This window comes from Labedella phragmitis (assembly GCF_004078635.1).
Classification (GTDB): Bacteria; Actinomycetota; Actinomycetes; order Actinomycetales; family Microbacteriaceae; genus Labedella; species Labedella phragmitis.
In genome coordinates this window covers 26,442-41,858 of the sequence record NZ_RZNB01000007.1, presented here as the reverse complement: position 1 = coordinate 41,858, position 15,417 = coordinate 26,442, and the positions used below count along the sequence as shown (strand labels likewise).

At 70.8% G+C, this 15,417-nt stretch carries 10 protein-coding genes; 5 read left to right on the top strand and 5 right to left on the bottom strand.

Annotated elements, in window-relative coordinates:
* Nucleotides 1-95: 95 nt before the first annotated feature.
* From ELQ90_RS14680 to ELQ90_RS14665, 4 genes are all read left to right on the top strand, one after another.
* Nucleotides 96-1,313, top strand: coding sequence for an ROK family transcriptional regulator (locus tag ELQ90_RS14680; protein ID WP_128496047.1), 1,218 nt, complete (start codon nucleotides 96-98; stop codon nucleotides 1,311-1,313).
* Nucleotides 1,310-2,500, top strand: a complete 1,191-nt coding sequence (gene nagA, locus ELQ90_RS14675; protein WP_166409102.1) for an N-acetylglucosamine-6-phosphate deacetylase — start codon at nucleotides 1,310-1,312, stop codon at nucleotides 2,498-2,500. Before ELQ90_RS14680 ends, nagA begins: the two co-directional genes overlap by 4 nt.
* 68 nt (nucleotides 2,501-2,568) lie before the next feature.
* Nucleotides 2,569-2,784 (top strand): hypothetical protein, encoded by a 216-nt coding sequence (locus ELQ90_RS14670; RefSeq protein WP_128496046.1) that lies wholly within the window; start codon nucleotides 2,569-2,571, stop codon nucleotides 2,782-2,784.
* 49 nt (nucleotides 2,785-2,833) lie between these two features.
* Nucleotides 2,834-4,747 (top strand): ABC transporter ATP-binding protein, encoded by a 1,914-nt coding sequence (locus tag ELQ90_RS14665; RefSeq protein ID WP_128496045.1) that lies wholly within the window; start codon nucleotides 2,834-2,836, stop codon nucleotides 4,745-4,747.
* A 172-nt stretch (nucleotides 4,748-4,919) separates the two neighbouring features.
* On the opposite strand, the gene ELQ90_RS14660 is transcribed toward ELQ90_RS14665, so the two are convergent.
* Nucleotides 4,920-6,773, bottom strand: coding sequence for a phosphoenolpyruvate carboxykinase (GTP) (locus ELQ90_RS14660; protein ID WP_128496044.1), 1,854 nt, complete (start codon nucleotides 6,771-6,773; stop codon nucleotides 4,920-4,922).
* Nucleotides 6,774-6,895: 122 nt separating this feature from the next.
* Between ELQ90_RS14660 and ELQ90_RS14655 the strand changes: the two genes are divergently transcribed.
* On the top strand, nucleotides 6,896-8,335 hold the full coding sequence (locus tag ELQ90_RS14655; protein ID WP_128496043.1) for a helix-turn-helix transcriptional regulator: 1,440 nt from the start codon (nucleotides 6,896-6,898) through the stop codon (nucleotides 8,333-8,335).
* Between the two features lie 64 nt (nucleotides 8,336-8,399).
* Here ELQ90_RS14655 and ELQ90_RS14650 read toward each other — a convergent pair whose 3' ends face one another.
* The 4 genes from ELQ90_RS14650 to ELQ90_RS14635 form a co-directional block, all read right to left on the bottom strand.
* Complete coding sequence (locus ELQ90_RS14650; protein WP_166409100.1) at nucleotides 8,400-12,341, bottom strand: IPT/TIG domain-containing protein; 3,942 nt, start codon at nucleotides 12,339-12,341, stop codon at nucleotides 8,400-8,402.
* A 396-nt stretch (nucleotides 12,342-12,737) separates the two neighbouring features.
* A complete protein-coding gene (locus ELQ90_RS14645) occupies nucleotides 12,738-13,331 on the bottom strand; it encodes an isochorismatase family protein (protein ID WP_128496041.1) in 594 nt (197 codons plus the stop codon).
* A 35-nt stretch (nucleotides 13,332-13,366) separates the two neighbouring features.
* On the bottom strand, nucleotides 13,367-13,882 hold the full coding sequence (locus ELQ90_RS14640; protein ID WP_128496040.1) for an NUDIX hydrolase: 516 nt from the start codon (nucleotides 13,880-13,882) through the stop codon (nucleotides 13,367-13,369).
* 32 nt (nucleotides 13,883-13,914) lie between these two features.
* Complete coding sequence (locus ELQ90_RS14635) at nucleotides 13,915-15,405, bottom strand: D-alanyl-D-alanine carboxypeptidase/D-alanyl-D-alanine-endopeptidase (protein WP_243696201.1); 1,491 nt, start codon at nucleotides 15,403-15,405, stop codon at nucleotides 13,915-13,917.
* Nucleotides 15,406-15,417 lie beyond the last annotated feature (12 nt).

The following is a 15,417-nucleotide window of genomic DNA, read 5'->3' as shown; positions in this document are numbered from 1 at the left end:
TAATAATTAAGTCAAGCTTTTCGTTCCGATCGATCCGTCTCCACGGCGGGCATGGACGATGATCGGTGGAGGCCGCGTACACGGACGGAGAGACCATGCCAGGAAGCCAACCGCCAGGGGCGATCGGCGACATCGCCGCCGGCGTGCTCGCGATCCTGCTGGAGCACGGCGAGGCCACGCGGAAGACGATCGCCTCCGGGTTGAGCATCAGCCTCCCCACGGTCACCAATGTGCTCAGCGACCTCGAGGGTCGTGGGTTCGTGCGCGAGCTGCGTCGGGAGCAGGGTCCCCGCGGGCGAGCGACGCTCGTCTACGGACTCGCCGACACCGCTGGCTGGGTCATCGGGGTCGACGTCGGGTCCACGCAAGTCAGCGTCCTCGCACAGCACCTGGACGGAACCGTGCTCACGCGACTCGAGCACGGCGTCGAAACCGGGGATCCGGTCGGCGCCTCCCTCGCCGCCGGTGCGCTCGTCGCGACCCTGTTCGAGTCCGAACGCGGGCGCGGGCAGCCCGTCGCTGTGGGAGTCGGGGTGAACCAGGTCGTGCCGAAGAGCTTCACCCCCTCCGCGCCCGGCGGCACGACCGCCACGATGATCTCGGCGCTCGCCGGCGAAGCCGGGCTTCCGGACACCGTTCCCGTCGTGGTGGAGAACAACGTGAATTGCGCTGCCGTCGCGGAACATGAGGACGGCGATCTGCGTGGGATCGACGACGGCGGCTACCTGCAGATCGGTGTCGGACTCGGCTTCGGTTTCTTCGCGGACGGCGCCCTGATCCGGGGAGGCAACGGCGCCAGTGGCGAGCTCGCCCAGATCCCCCTCTCGTGGGATGGCGGCGTGGACTCGCCCCGCAACGCGATCGAGCACACCTACGGCTCGCACGGACTGCTCGCCGCTGTGCGGTCCGTCTGGCCGGACGGCGACGAACCGCCGGCATCCAGCGAGCAGGTCTTCGCCCTCGCCGCGGAGGGGAACGTCGCCGCCGGCGAAATCATGCGGCGCCACGCGACGGCGATCGCTCGGATCGCCGCCGCCGTCGCCACGGTGCTCGACCCGTCCGTCCTCGTCATCGGGGGTGGACTCTCGCGCGATGCGACGTTCGTGGACCTGGTCGCCGACGAATTCCTCTCGCGCATCCCACGGACGGAGTTGCGGACGTCTCGGAAGGGGACGGCCGCGACCGTCCAAGGCGCCGCGTTCCTCGCGCGCGACCACGCATCGTCCATCCTCCTCGGCGGCGCGTACCGCCGGATCCTCTCGCGTCCGGCGCTCTGGTCACCCGCCGAGTCGGCCGGAGAGGTCGTCGCGTGACCCGTGCCGACCTCCGCGTGTCGCGCGGACGCACCCTCCTGCCCGACGGATCCTTCGCCGCGAAGGACGTCGTCGTGGTGGACGGACGGATCGCCGCGCTCGAGGCCCCGGCCAGAGAGCCGAACGGATCGGCGGAGGTCGACGCGCGCGGACTCCTCGTGGTTCCCGGCTTCGTCGACACGCACGTCCACGGCGCCCTCGGGCGCAACTTCATGGAGGGATCGACGGACGCCGCGACCGTGATCGGAGGCTTCTTGGTGCGCCACGGCGTCACGTCCGTGGTGGCGGCTACGGCGAGTCTCCCCAGCCCGGTCTTCGAGGAGTCGATCGCACCGCTGCGATCCCTCGTCGGCCGCGGCCCGACGGGCCTCGACGTGCTCGGCGTGCACCTCGAAGGGCCGTTCCTGAATCCGCGTCGCCGAGGAGTGCATCGCGCCGACGCGGTGAGGGATCCGGACATAGCGGAACTCCGGCGGCTGGTGACCGTCCTCGGCGATTCGCTCACGATCGTCACGCTCGCCCCAGAGACGCCGCACGGTCTGGATGCCGTACGGACCCTGGTCCGCGCGGAGGTGAGCGTGTCCATCGGGCACAGCGATGCCGACGGGGCCGCCACGCGAGCGGCCGTCGCCGCCGGCGCGACCCGAGCGACGCATCTCTTCAACGCCATGCCCGAACGCCGCGGCGATTCCCTCGTCTCGGCCGTCCTCGCCGATCCGCGCGTCCGGGTCGAGATCATCGTCGACGGACGCCACGTCCCGCCGGAGGTCGTCGCAGCGGTCTATCGCGAGGTGGGAGCGGAGAGGGTCGTCGTGGTGAGTGACGGTTCGGACGGGACCGGACTACCGGACGGCCATCATCGGCGGTGGGAGGGCACCGACGTCGTCATATCCGACGGCACGTCCAGCACGCCCGAGGGGACGCTCGCGGGCAGCATCACACCACTCGATGCCGCGCTCCGCGTCCTCGTCGATCGCGCGGGAGTGCCGCTCGCCGATGCGTTGCGTTCCCTCTCATCGACCCCCGCAGCCTCGATCGGCGCGCGACACAAGGGCTCGATCCGCGTGGGAGCCGACGCCGATCTCGTCCTGCTCGACGATACGCTCGCCGTCGTTGCGACGATCGCGGGCGGCCGACTCGTGCACCGCAGGCCTGGACCTCGGGGGGCCACCCCTGTGTCAACGTGAGTTGACGGAAGGGGTCGACGCGGATAGGCTCTGCGTGTCAACCGGCATTGACAGACAGCGGAGCCGTCATGGACTCGACCACCATCCACACACTCGCAGCGAGCGCGGGATCGAACGATCCGCTCGAGTCCCTCCGCTCCATCGCGGCGCTCCGGCGCGAGCTCGACCGCGTCGAGGCGCTCGCCGTACGGCGAGCGCGCAACGCCAACACCAGCTGGCAACTCATCGCGATGTGCCTGGGCGTGTCCCGGCAGGCCGTGCACAAGAAGTACGGTCGATCGTAGGCCTCTCAGCTTCTCCGCTTCTCCACGTGACACCGACAGGACGAACAGCATGACCAGCCCCACCCCGGCACGCAGCGCCACGCGAGCCGATCCGCAGCCCCGAGCGAACAGGCTCCGCCTCGGGCGCCGTGCCCCAGCGACCGACGAGGGCCCACGCGCCCGCTTCGGCGAGCTTCTCCCCTACCTCTTCGAGCACAGCCGGATCCTCTGGTTCATCATTCTGCTGAGTCTGCTCGGGGCCGCCGCCTCGCTCGCACAGCCGCTACTCGTCAGTCAGGTCATCGCGATCGTCGAGAGCGGACGGCCGCTCGGTGCCCTCGTGTGGACGCTCGTCGCCCTCGTCGTTGTGAGCGGACTCATCAGCGGCTATCAGCACTACCTCCTGCAGCGGACGGGTGAAGGCGTCGTGCTCTCGTCACGCCGGCGGCTCGTGGCGAGCATGCTGCACCTGCCCGTGTCCGAGTTCGACGTGCGCCGAACGGGCGACCTCGTCTCGCGTGTGGGAAGTGACACGACGCTCCTGCGCGCGGTCCTCACGCAAGGCCTCGTCGAAGCGGTCGGAGGAGCGGTCACATTCGTGGGAGCGCTCATCGCGATGTTCATCATCGACCCCGTGCTGCTCGGGCTCACGGTGCTCGTGATCGCGGTGTCGGTCGTGACGGTGACACTGCTCGCCTCGCGCATCCGGGTCGCGAGCGCTCGCGCCCAGCAGAAGGTCGGCGACCTCGCGGCGTCCGTCGAACGTGCGATCAGCGCCGTCCGCACGATCCGCGCGGCCGGCGCGACGGAGCGCGAAGTGCGGATGATCGACGAGAACGCGACGGGAGCCTGGCGCATGGGAGTCCAGGTCGCGAAGATCTCCGCTCTCGTCGTCCCCGTCGCCGGCATTGCGATGCAGGCCTCGTTCCTCGTGGTCCTCGGCGTCGGCGGGTTCCGGGTCGCATCGGGCGCGATCACGATCGCGAGCCTCGTCGCGTTCATCCTCTTCCTCTTCATGATGATCATGCCGCTCGGGCAGGCGTTCGGTGCGATCACGGCGACGAACCAGGCGCTCGGCGCCCTCGGGCGCATCCAGGAGATCATCGGACTGCCCTCCGAGGACGCCCACGACGACGAGATCGCGCGCTCGGCGGCGCCCGCGCGCACGCCGCCGTCCGGCCAGCCGGCGATCGAGTTCGAGGACGTCGTCTTCGCGTACGCAGCCGCAGCCTCCGCGCCGGAGTCCGGGGAGACGGACGCAGAGGAGGACGCGGCGGACGCGCCCCGACGACGGGGCCCCGGAGACCCCGTGCTGCGCGGTGTGAGCTTCGCGGCGGCTCCCGGACGGCGCACGGCCATCGTGGGACCGAGCGGCGCCGGCAAGTCGACCATCCTCGGCCTCATCGAGCGGTTCTACGATCCCGCCTCCGGCGTCGTGCGACTCGGCGGCATCGACGCGCGGTCCCTTCCGCGCGACGAGCTGCGCGCCCGGATCGGCTACGTCGAGCAGGACGCCCCCGTGCTCGCCGGCACCATCCGGGAGAACCTCCTCCTCGGCAATCCGGCGGCGACGGACGAGCAGTGCATCGACGTCCTGCACGCCGTCAACCTCGGCGACGTGCTCGACCGGGATCCCGCCGGGCTCGACGCTCCCGTCGGCGAGGACGGGATCATGCTCTCGGGCGGCGAACGGCAGCGCCTCGCAATCGCGCGCGCCCTCGTCGCGGCGCCCCCGATCCTGCTGCTCGACGAGTCGACGTCGAGCCTCGACGGTGTCAACGAGCAGAAGATGCGGCTCGCGATCGACGCCGTCGCGGAGGGACGCACGCTCATCGTGATCGCGCACCGGCTCTCGACGGTGGTGGACAGCGACCACATCGTCGTCCTCGAGGACGGTCGGGTCGTCGGCTCCGGCACCCACTCGGAGCTCGTCGAGTCGACGCCGCTCTACCGCGAGCTCGCCAAGCACCAGCTCCTCGTCTAACAGAACATTGAATCGGCGATGGAGTGCGTATCTACGCGCACCATCACCAGATGAATGTCGAAGGTGGAGGGCCGGGTGATGCCGCAGAACGGTCCCGCCAAGGTCGTCCTGCGGCATCACCGGGCCCGCCACTCCCGTCCGCCCCGCGTCGGGGCAGGCGCAGCTGTCCGCGTCAGGAGTCGGCGAGCGCCAAGCGGTAACGCAGCGCCGCGAGCTCGGTCGAGAGCGCAGCGGGCAGTCGTGAGCCGAAGCTCGAGAAGAACTCCTCCGTGAGGTCCGCCTCCTCGCGCCACGAGTCCACGTCGACGGCGAAGAGCTGCTCGAGCGTCTCCTCCGTGAGGTCGAGCCCGTCGAGGTCGAGGTCCTCGACCAGGGGAAGGCGGCCGATCGGCGACTCCTCCGCTCGGGCCTCGCCCGCGACACGGGCGGCGATCCACCCGAGCACGCGGGCGTTCTCCGCGAAGCCGGGCCAGAGGAACTCCCCGTCGGCACCCTTCCTGAACCAGTTCACCTGGAACATGCGCGGCGCGCGATCGAAGCGCAGCGTGTCGCCGATCGAGAGCCAGTGGGCCCAATGGTCGGCCATGTTGTAGCCGCAGAACGGCAGCATCGCGAAGGGGTCGCGGCGGAGCTCGCCGATCGTCCCCTCCGCCGCCGCGGTCTTCTCCGACGAGATCGTGGCGCCGATGTAGACGCCGTGGCGCCAGTCCGTCGCCTCGACCACGAGGGGGACGTTGGTCGCTCGCCGCCCGCCGAAGATGATCGCGTCGATCGGGACGCCGTCCGGCGCCTCCCAGTCGTCCGCGATCTGCGGGCACTGCGCGGCGGCGACCGTGAAGCGGGAATTCGGGTGGGCCGCGGTACGTCCACTGTCCGGCGTCCAGTCCTCACCCCGCCAATCGACGAGGTGCGCCGGCGGTGTGTCGGTGAGTCCCTCCCACCACACGTCGCCGTCGTCGCGGAGGGCGACGTTCGTGAAGATCGTGTTGCCCCACAGGGTCTCGACGGCCGTCGCGTTCGTCGACTCCCCCGTCCCGGGAGCGACTCCGAAGAATCCGGCCTCCGGGTTGACCGCCCAGAGTCGGCCGTCGTCGCCCGGCCTGAGCCACGCGATGTCATCTCCGATCGTCTCGACGGTCCAGCCGGGGATCGAGGGGCGCAGCATCGCGAGGTTCGTCTTCCCGCACGCCGAGGGGAACGCGGCGGCGATGTGGTACGACCGGCCGCGAGGATCCGTGAGCTTGATGAGGAGCATGTGCTCGGCGAGCCAGCCCTCCTCGCGCCCCATCGCCGAGGCGATCCGCAGCGCGAAGCACTTCTTCGCCAGCAGCGCGTTACCGCCGTATCCGGAGCCGTACGACCACACCTCGCGGGTCTCGGGGAACTGCACGATGTACTTCGTGGGATTGCACGGCCAGGGGACGTCCTGCTCGCCCGGTTCGAGCGGCGCTCCCACCGAGTGGACCGTCGCGACCCATGGCGTGCCCGCGTCGATGAGGTCGAGCACGCGGGCACCCATCCTCGTCATGATCCCCATCGAGAGCACCGCGTACTCGGAATCGGTGATCTGCACGCCCAGTTGCGACAGCCGCCCACCGAGCGGTCCCATGGAGAACGGCACGACGTACATCGTCCGGCCGCGCATGCTGCCCGCGAAGACGACGTCGAGTTCCGTACGGATCTCGTCGGGCGCGACCCAGTTGTTCGTCGGACCCGCGTCCTCCTCCAGCGTCGTGCTGATGAACGTCCGTGATTCGACGCGAGCGACGTCGTCGGGGTCGCTCCGCGCGAGGAAGCTGTTCGGACGCCACTCGGGATTGAGCCGGATGAGCTTGCCGTCCGCCACGAGCTGCTTCGTCAGGCGGTCGGACTCCGACCGGGAGCCGTCGCACCACACGATGCTCTCGGGCCGAGTCAGCGCGGCGATGCGCTCGACCCAGGCCTCGAGGGCTGCACGTCCCTGCAGTTCCGTGTCGTCCACGTCGGAGGTATCGTCGTGTGCGTCCGTGATGTGCGCGATGCTCATGCCGGTTGTCCCTTCATCGGGCGGTCAAGAAGTGGTGTTGATGCCAGTCTGAAGGGGATACACCCGAGACGATCGGAATAATGGGACGAAAGAAGTTCGATTCTTTCGCTACCGTTAATCGCATGGCGACGCGCGACTCCTCACTGGACACCCTCGGACACCGGATCCGGCACTTCAGGTCGGCGGCGGGACTGACCCTCGACGGCCTCGGCGAGCGCGTCGGGATCGCCGCGAGCCAGCTCTCGCTCATCGAGAACGGCAAGCGAGAACCGAAGCTCGGAACCCTGCAGTCCATCGCGCGCGAGTTGGGTCTCGACCTCGCCGAGCTGCTCTCCGGGGAGGCGCCGACGCGCCGCGCCTCACTCGAGATCGAACTCGAGCGCGCGCAACGCGGTGCCCTGTACGCGAGCCTCGGTCTCCCCCGCGTGCGCGTCACGAAGGGGACGCCCGACGAGACGCTCGAAGCCGTCGTCGGGCTCCACCGGGAGCTGCAGCGCCGCGCGAGCGAGGCGATCGCGACGCCGGAGGAGGCGAGGCGGGCCAACACGGAGTTGCGCGAGCGCATGCGCGAGCACGACAACTACCTCCCGGACATCGAGCGGATCGCGGAGGAGCGCGTGCGTGCCGCCGGCCACACGTCGGGAGCCCTCACGCACCGCACGGTCGGCATCATGGCCGAGCAGCTCGGCTTCACCCTCATCTACGTCGCGGACCTCCCCAACTCGACGCGCTCGGTCATCGACATCGAGAACAAGAGGATCTACCTGCCGCCCGCTTCCATCCCCGGCGGTCACGGCTTGCGGTCGATGGCGCTCCAGGCCATGGCGCACCGCGTGCTCGGCCACGAGCGACCGGAGAGCTACGCCGAGTTCCTCCATCAGCGCCTCGAGATCAACTACTACGCGGCGTGCTGCCTCATGCCGCAGACGGCGGCCGTCGCGTTCCTCAGCCAGGCGAAGCGCGACAAGGACCTCGCCATCGAGGACTTCCGCGATGCGTTCGGGGTGACCCACGAGGCGGCGGCCCATCGCTTCACGAACCTCGCGACCTCGAAGCTCGACATGCGCATGCACTTCCTGCGCGTGACCGGGGACGGCTCGCTGTTGCGCGGCTACGAGAACGACGGCCTCCCGCTCCCCACGGATGTGACGGGGGCGATCGAGGGGCAGTTCGTCTGCCGCAAGTGGAGCGCGCGGAACGCCTTCGATCGGACGAACCGGACGACGGAGCTCTACCAGTACACCGATACGCCGACGGGGACCTACTGGTGCGCGACCCAGACGGGGTCGACGGACGACGGCGAGTTCTCGATCAGCGTCGGCGTGCCGTTCGACGACGCGAAGTGGTTCCGCGGCAGGGAGACGACGGAGCGTGCGGAGTCGCGCTGCCCCGACGAGTCGTGCTGCCGTCGCCCGTCCGACGAGCTCGCGGCCCGCTGGGCGGGGAAGGCCTGGCCGAGCGCTCGAGTGCACACGCACACCTTCGCCCCGCTCCCCCGCGGGTCGTTCCCCGGCGTCGATGACACCGAGGTGTACGAGTTCCTCTCCCGCCACGAGTCGTGACTCACGGGGGCCGGGGCCCGGCGGTCGCCCGCCTGATCCCGACCCCGTGGCCACCGCGGCGGGATCAGCGCAGCGCCACCCGGCGCGTCGAGAACCACACGCCGGCGGCACCGGCGAGGAACAGCAGCAGGGCGAGCAGCACGAGCCCGCTCCCGCCCGCTCCGGTCACGGCGAGTGCCGTCTGATAGGTGAAGGCGTCGGACAGGGTTCCCGACCCGCAGTCCGCCGAACCGATCACGGTCACGTCGACGCTGCCGGAGCCCGCGGGGCTCACGGCCCGGATCTCGGTGTCGCTCACGACCGTGAAACCCGCCGCCGGCGAGTCACCGAAGTAGACCGCCTGCGCCCCGGTGAAGCACGTTCCCGTGATCGTCACGGTCGTGCCTCCGCCGGCGGGGCCGGACGGCGGGGTCACGACGCCGACGCCGGTCCCGCCGGGGATCGGTGCATCCGCCCCGACGTAGGTGAAGCTCACCGGCACGGATGCGCCGTCCGGGTCGACGACCACGAGGTCGACGGTGCCGGCCGGGTGGGGCGGCGAGAACACCGTGACCTCGGTGGCGCTCACCACGGTCAGGCGGGTGCCCTCGACGCCGTCGAACGTCACGGCCGTCGTGTCGCTCAGGCCCTCGCCGGTGATGGTGACGAGGGTGCCGCCGTCGACCGGACCACGATCCGGTGCGACGGACGTGACGATCGGGGCGTCGGTGTACTGGAAGCCGTCGGGTGCGGTCGCCTCCCCGCACTCCCCCGCCCCGAGCACGGTGACGTCGACGACGCCGCTCGCTCCCGCGGGGGTGACCGCGCGGATCTCCGTATCGCTCACGACGACGAAGCTCGAGGCCTCGACGCCGCCGAAGAACACGGCCGTCGCGCCCGTGAAGCAGGAACCGGTGATCGTGACGGTCGTGCCTCCTGCGGCCGGGCCGATTCCCGGCTCGACGTCGTCGATCGCTGCGACGTCGTAGAACTCGAAGCCGACCGGCTCCGACTCCCCCGCGTCGTTCGTGAGCACGACGTCGACGACCTCGGGGCGGTGAGCCGGCGTGACGGCCACGACGGTCGAGTCGTCGACGACCTCGAACGATTCGGCGGGCACGCCCCCGAAGCTCACGCCCGTCGTGTCCGCGAGCCCCTCACCCGTGATCGTCACCTCGGTGCCACCCGTCTCGGGACCGCGATCCGGGTCGATGGCCGTGGCCCGACCGACGTCGAAGTAGTCGAAGTCGCCCGCGTCGACCGACCCGCCCGCGGTGGTGACGAGCACCTCAACGGGTCCCGTCACCTCCGATGCCGGGCTCGTCGCGACGATCTCCTCGTCGCTCACGACGCGGATGTCGGTCGCCGGGACGCCGCCGAAGGAGACCGCGGTCGTCGTGGCGAGGCCGGAACCGGTGATGGTGACCTCGGTGCCGCCCGTGACCGGACCGCGTGCGGGGTCGAGGTCCGTGACGACGGGGACCCCCACGTACTCGAAACCGTCCGGAAGCGTCCCGGGGCCGTCCTCGCCGCCGTCGGCGCACTCCCCGGCGCCGATGACCGTGACGTCGACGGCACCCGGCACGGCGCCCGCGGGTACGACGGCCGTGATCCTCGTGTCGCTGTCGACCACGAACGACGTCGCGGGCACGTCGCCGAAGAGCACTCCGGTCGCTCCCGTGAAGCACGACCCGGTGATGACGACGGTCGTGCCGCCCGCGATCGGACCGGCATCCGGGTCCACCGTGTCAACGGTCGTGACGCCGTAGTAGGTGAAATCGGCGGGTGCGGACGCGCCCACGTCCGTGACCACCTGGACGTCCACGGTCCCGGGAGCATGCGCGGGGGTCGTCAGCTCGATCTCGGTGTCGCTCACGATCTCGACATCGGTGGCAGGCTCGCCGTCGACCAGGACGCCCGTCGCCTCGGCGAAGCCCGAGCCCGTGATCGTGACGAGAGTGCCGCCGACTTCGGGCCCGCGATCCGGCTCGAGTCCCGTGACGACCGCGGCGCCCTCCGGCACGAACACGAACGCGTCCTCTAGCGTCGCGTCGCCGCACTCGGTCGGGTTGACGACGGTGACGTCGACCGTGCCCGTGCCCGCTGCGGTGGTCGCGACGATCTCGGTGTCGCTCACGACCTGGAACTCGGCCGCGGGCGTCCCGCCGAACAACACGTCCGTCGCGCCCGTGAAGCACGAGCCCGTGATCGTGACGGCGTCGCCGCCCTCCTCCGAGCCGGTGCCCGGGTCGACGCCCGTGATGTCGGTGAGCGGGAAGAACGTGAACTCGCCGGGGGTCGACGCACCGTCCGGGTTCGTGACGGTCACCGGCACGGTCGCCGGGGCGTTCGGGGGCGTGACCGCGGTGATCTCGGTGTCGCTGACGACGACGTAGCTCGCCGCCGGCGTGTCACCGAACAGGACCGCCTCGGGTCCGGACAGCTCGTCGAATCCCGTCCCGGTGATCGTCACCTCCGTCCCACCGGTCTCCGGCCCGCGATCGGGAGCGACGGAGCCGACGGTGGGAGCAGCGAGCGGGGCGGCGGTGACCGTCGCGGAGGCGAGGTCGAGCGTCACGACGTCGGCGGCGCCGGGCAGGACCTCGACGCGGACGGCGGTCTGGGTGAAGGACGTCGCGTCGGCGCCCGCCGGGTGACGGAATGAACCCGGCCGTTCCTGCACGTTGATGGTGATGCGCACGATCTCGCCCAGCAGATCGACGAGCGGCGTGAGAGCGGTCACGGCGCCCGTGCCCGTCGCGGTCACCGCGGTCTCGAGACCCTGGAGGTCGAGTGCGCCCGCGAGGACTCCGCCGACGGCCGGCACGATGGACGCCGTCACGTAGTCGGTGATCGGGGCGAGGATCACGCCGAGGTCGAGGCCGAGGATCTCGGTTCCGTCAAGGTCGACGACCGGCGCCGACTCACCCTCGGATCCGAGGAAGCCGCCGACGGAACCGACGATCGTGATCGCGAGGTCACCGAGCGGCAGCCCGAGCGCCTCGACGGCGGCGGCGATGTCGATCGTGAGAGTCGTCTCGTCGAGCACGTCGGAGACGGCCCCGACCACTGCGGTCGGCAGTTGGTCGGTGAGGATGTCGCTGATCGCCTCGGTGATCTGCGCGTTCACGACCGGGTCGTCGAGGAGCCGGGTGTTCGGGGCGAGTTCGTTGAGGGTGTAGAGCTCGTCGAGATCGACGAGGATCTCGCCAGCCCCGAGGTCGATCGTCACGGGGCCGCTCACGAAGTCGTCGGCGATCGCGTCGGCGACGACCGACGAGAGGTCGACGTCGAGCGTCGCCGTCACGGCGGGCGCGTCGAGCGACACGAGTCCGACGAGGGCGTCGTCGAGGATGGCCGCGATCCCGCCCAGGAGGCCGTCGACCGTCGAATCGATCGGGCCACCGTCGGCTGCGAGCCCGTCCACCGCCGCTTCCGTCCCGGCGACGGTGTCCTGGAGACCCGTCACGACCCGGGTGAGTGCGGGGGCCGAGATCCGCAGCCGTCCGCCCGCGACCTGGTAGTCGCCGTCCGTGGTCGCGCCCGTGGCGCCGCGTTCCGACGCGGCACGAGCGGTGAGGGCGTCGAGCTCGAGGGCGAGCGCGTCGACGACCCCGTCGGCCGCGACGTCGTCGAGCACGGGGCCGAGGTCGAGACTGGTGCGCTGCTCGGGCGATCCGTTGCCCACCGCGATGGCCCCGGTACCCGTGATGAGCCCCGAGGCCGCGACGGCGCCGTCGGCGCTCGTCGCCGTGTACTGGCCCGTCGCGCCGAGATCGAGCACGTCGTTCCCGCCGAAGAGCTGCAGTCCGAGACCGAGTTCGATGAGGCCCAACGCCGACACGTCGAGCGGAGCGTTCTCGGCGCTGCCCGGCGTGAACTGCGAGAACGGGCCCGCGAGCTCGGCGATGGTGTCGAGATCGATCAGGCCGTCCCCGCTCAGGAAGAGGGCCTCGGCCTGTGCGCGGTCACCGGGAGCTGCGGACGCCGCTCCCGCTCCCGCGGAGGCGAAGATCGTGGAGACCACGGCGATCGACGCGAGTCGGAACCACCGTCGCGAGCGGGACGTCCTGACGGGTGGACGTGCCTCGGTGGCCCCGGCCGTGTGGCCGATCCTCGACGCGCTCGACCGGACATTCATCATGTCTTCCCCTCACTGGACCGTTCGGAAGCGACTGCCGTCGCGGTTCAGAACCCGCGACTCGAAACTGAGCCCCCGCACGAAAAAACTAGACAGCGCAGGGTCCGCCTGTCCAACGATCCGGACGGAATGAACCCCGAGTGGGGGGAAGAGCAGCGGGATTCGGCACCACTCACGGATGCGGGCCCTCCGGTTCGGGCCGGCAATCCGCGGCCGTCCTCGTTCCGAACGTCGAGGGGCCCGAGGGAAGGTGCGACCCCCGGGCCCCTCGGAAAACCGCGATCAGCGGTCGCCGACCGCTGCGCTCTCCATGAGCTCACCGCCCTGCCGCACGATCTCGGCGAGCGCGGTGGTACTCGGGTCGGGTGCGACGCCCGCGACGAGGTCGGTGAGGACCCGGACGTGCAGGCCGTGCTCGATGGCGTCGAGAGCGGACGCACGGACGCAGTGGTCGGTCGCGATGCCCACGACGTCGACCTCGGTCACACCGTGCGCAGAGAGGACGGCGCCGGCGCTCGACCCGTCGTCGGTCGTGCCCTCGAACAGCGAGTAGGCCGGGACGCCCTGACCCTTCCGCACATGGACGTCGACGAGCGCGGTGTCGATGGCCGGGTGGTAGTCCGCACCGGGCGTCCCCGCGACGCAGTGCCGCGGCCAGGTGTCGATGTAGTCGGGGAGACCGTCGGCGAAGTGGCCGCCGTTCGAGCCCTCGGGGTCGTGCCAGTCGCGCGAGGCGAGCACGAGGTCGTAGCGCCGCGTGTTGCCGCGGAGGTATGCGGTGACGCCTTCGGCGACGGCCGTCCCCCCTGTCACGCCGAGCGCGCCGCCCTCGGTGAAGTCGTTCTGCACGTCGACGATGAGCAGCGCACGCGCCATGTCCCGTCCTCCTCGGTTCCGGTGATGACCCGATTCTAGGATCCGGACGGAAGGCTCACGCCCACTTGCGTCGAACCGCTCGGAGGCGCCTGGAAGCGCGCCTCCGTGCGATCCTCCACGGCCACGGCGATCCTCGTGCGCATGTCGTCCGACATCGGCGGCAGCTCCTCGAGCGGGAACCAGCGCGCGTCGGTGTTCTCCCCGTCGACCGGTTCGGGATCGCCCCCGGTCCAGCGCAGCCGGAACACGAGATCCAGGTACTGCGACCGGTCGCCGTTGGGGTACACGACCGGATCGGTCACCCGGACCCAAGCGAGCCGCTCTGCGACAGCCGTCACCCCGGCCTCCTCCTCGACCTCGCGCAGAGCCGCGTAGGCGGGTTCCTCACCCGGATCGATGATGCCGGTCACGGGCGTCCACTCCCCCGTGTCCGCTCGCTTCACGAGGAGGGTCTCCGTCCCCCGCAGGACGACGGCCGTGACGCCGGACAGCCACAGCGGCGCCGTGCCGACCTTCTCGCGCAGGGCGAGGATGAAATCCGGTGTGGCCACGGGGGGACTCTACCGGTGGGGAATCCGCCGGGTCAGCGGTTCGAGAGCGTGTCGCCGCAGCGGTAGAACGCCGTCGCGAGGGCGTCGACGCCCATCATCGTCGACGGTGGCAGGTTCTCGCCGACGGTTCCGAGAGCGAAGATCGTGAAGACGAGAGTGGATCCGTCGGCGGCGTCGATGATGCCCGAGAGCGCGTAGGCGGAACGGATGTAACCGGTCTTCGCTCGGATGTGTCCGACCGCGGCGGCACTGTCGCCCGTGAAGCGGCCGTCCTCGTCGAGGGTGCCCGTCTCACCGGCGACCGGGAGACCGGCTTCGACCGCTTCGAGTTCGCCCACGCCGTCCTCGACGAGACCGAGCAAGCGGGTCAGATACGCGGGCGGCACGGCGTTGGCCGTGCTGAGCCCCGAGCCGTCGGCGATCGTGAGTCCGTCGGTCGGGATGCCGTAGTCGGCGAGGGCCGTCGGGATCGCCTCCTGCAGGGACGCGAAGGTGTTGCCGGTGCCGAGCTCGATCGACACGAGGCGCGCGAGCATCTCCGCGACCATGTTGTCGCTGTGGAGCAGGGTGTCCCCGACGAGCGATCCGACGGTGGGCGACGGCACGCTCGCGAGTTCGTCTGCGCCCGCCGGCGCGACCCCCGTCGTGAGTGTGGCGCCGGGGAAGTAGCGCGCGAACGCCTCTCCCGTGCGGCCGATCGGGTCCGTTCCGCGGAAGGAGCCCTTCTTCGTGGGGTCCTCCCGGTCGCCGTCGACCTGCAGGGCGGTGACCGGTGTGTGGTAGCCCTCCGCCGGTGCATTGGGATTCCAGTCCGGACGCCACGAGTCGTCGCCGAAGAGCGAGGAGTCGAGCATGATCCGGGTCACGGGTTCGGTGTGGCCGGCGGCCGTCCAGCCCGCGAGGGTGCGGGCTGCGAGATCATCGAGGTGTGCGGTGTCGCGGTAGACGGACGGCTGTCCGGACGGCAGACGGCTGAGGGTCACGTCTCCCCCGCCGACGAGGACGATCGTGCCGGGTTCCGCGCCCGCGACGACGCGCGTCTCGAAGCGGTGGTCCGCGCCGAACACGGCGAGCGCGGCCGCCGACGTCACGACCTTGAGCGTGCTCGCCGTCCGGTTGGGGACGGCGCCTGCCCGGTCGAAGAGGATCTCACCGGTGTCGGCGTTGCGGACCTGCGCCTGCAACGTCGCGAGCCGCGGATCGGCGGCTGCGGCCGCGACGGAACACGTGCGCGGAGCGGCCGCCGGGACCGGCTCGTCCGCGACGATGCGCGGGTCCTCGGTCGGCGTCGGTGTGGTCGGCACGGGCGTCGGGGCGACGGCCGCCGTCGCGACGACGGTCGTGCCGACACCGGCGGAGACGGTGATGACGGCCGCGACGAGAGCCGCACACATCGTCCGTACTGCGATGCCGGCGGCCGTACCCGCGCCGAACGCGGCGGGCCTCCGGCCGTGGCGAGGTGCGGCACGCCGAGCCTCGCGCCTCTCCGCCCGCGTCAGGCGGAGGCTGGCGTCGGATGTCACTCCACGAGTCTA

Excerpts from the sequence above, each read along its gene's own strand:
- ELQ90_RS14670 (WP_128496046.1), top strand. The coding sequence starts at position 2,569 with ATGGACTCGACCACCATCCACACACTCGCAGCGAGCGCGGGATCGAAC.
- ELQ90_RS14665 (WP_128496045.1), top strand. The coding sequence starts at position 2,834 with ATGACCAGCCCCACCCCGGCACGCAGCGCCACGCGAGCCGATCCGCAG.
- ELQ90_RS14645 (WP_128496041.1), bottom strand. The coding sequence starts at position 13,331 with ATGGCGCGTGCGCTGCTCATCGTCGACGTGCAGAACGACTTCACCGAG.
- ELQ90_RS14660 (WP_128496044.1), bottom strand. The coding sequence starts at position 6,773 with ATGAGCATCGCGCACATCACGGACGCACACGACGATACCTCCGACGTG.
- ELQ90_RS14655 (WP_128496043.1), top strand. The coding sequence starts at position 6,896 with ATGGCGACGCGCGACTCCTCACTGGACACCCTCGGACACCGGATCCGG.
- ELQ90_RS14680 (WP_128496047.1), top strand. The coding sequence starts at position 96 with ATGCCAGGAAGCCAACCGCCAGGGGCGATCGGCGACATCGCCGCCGGC.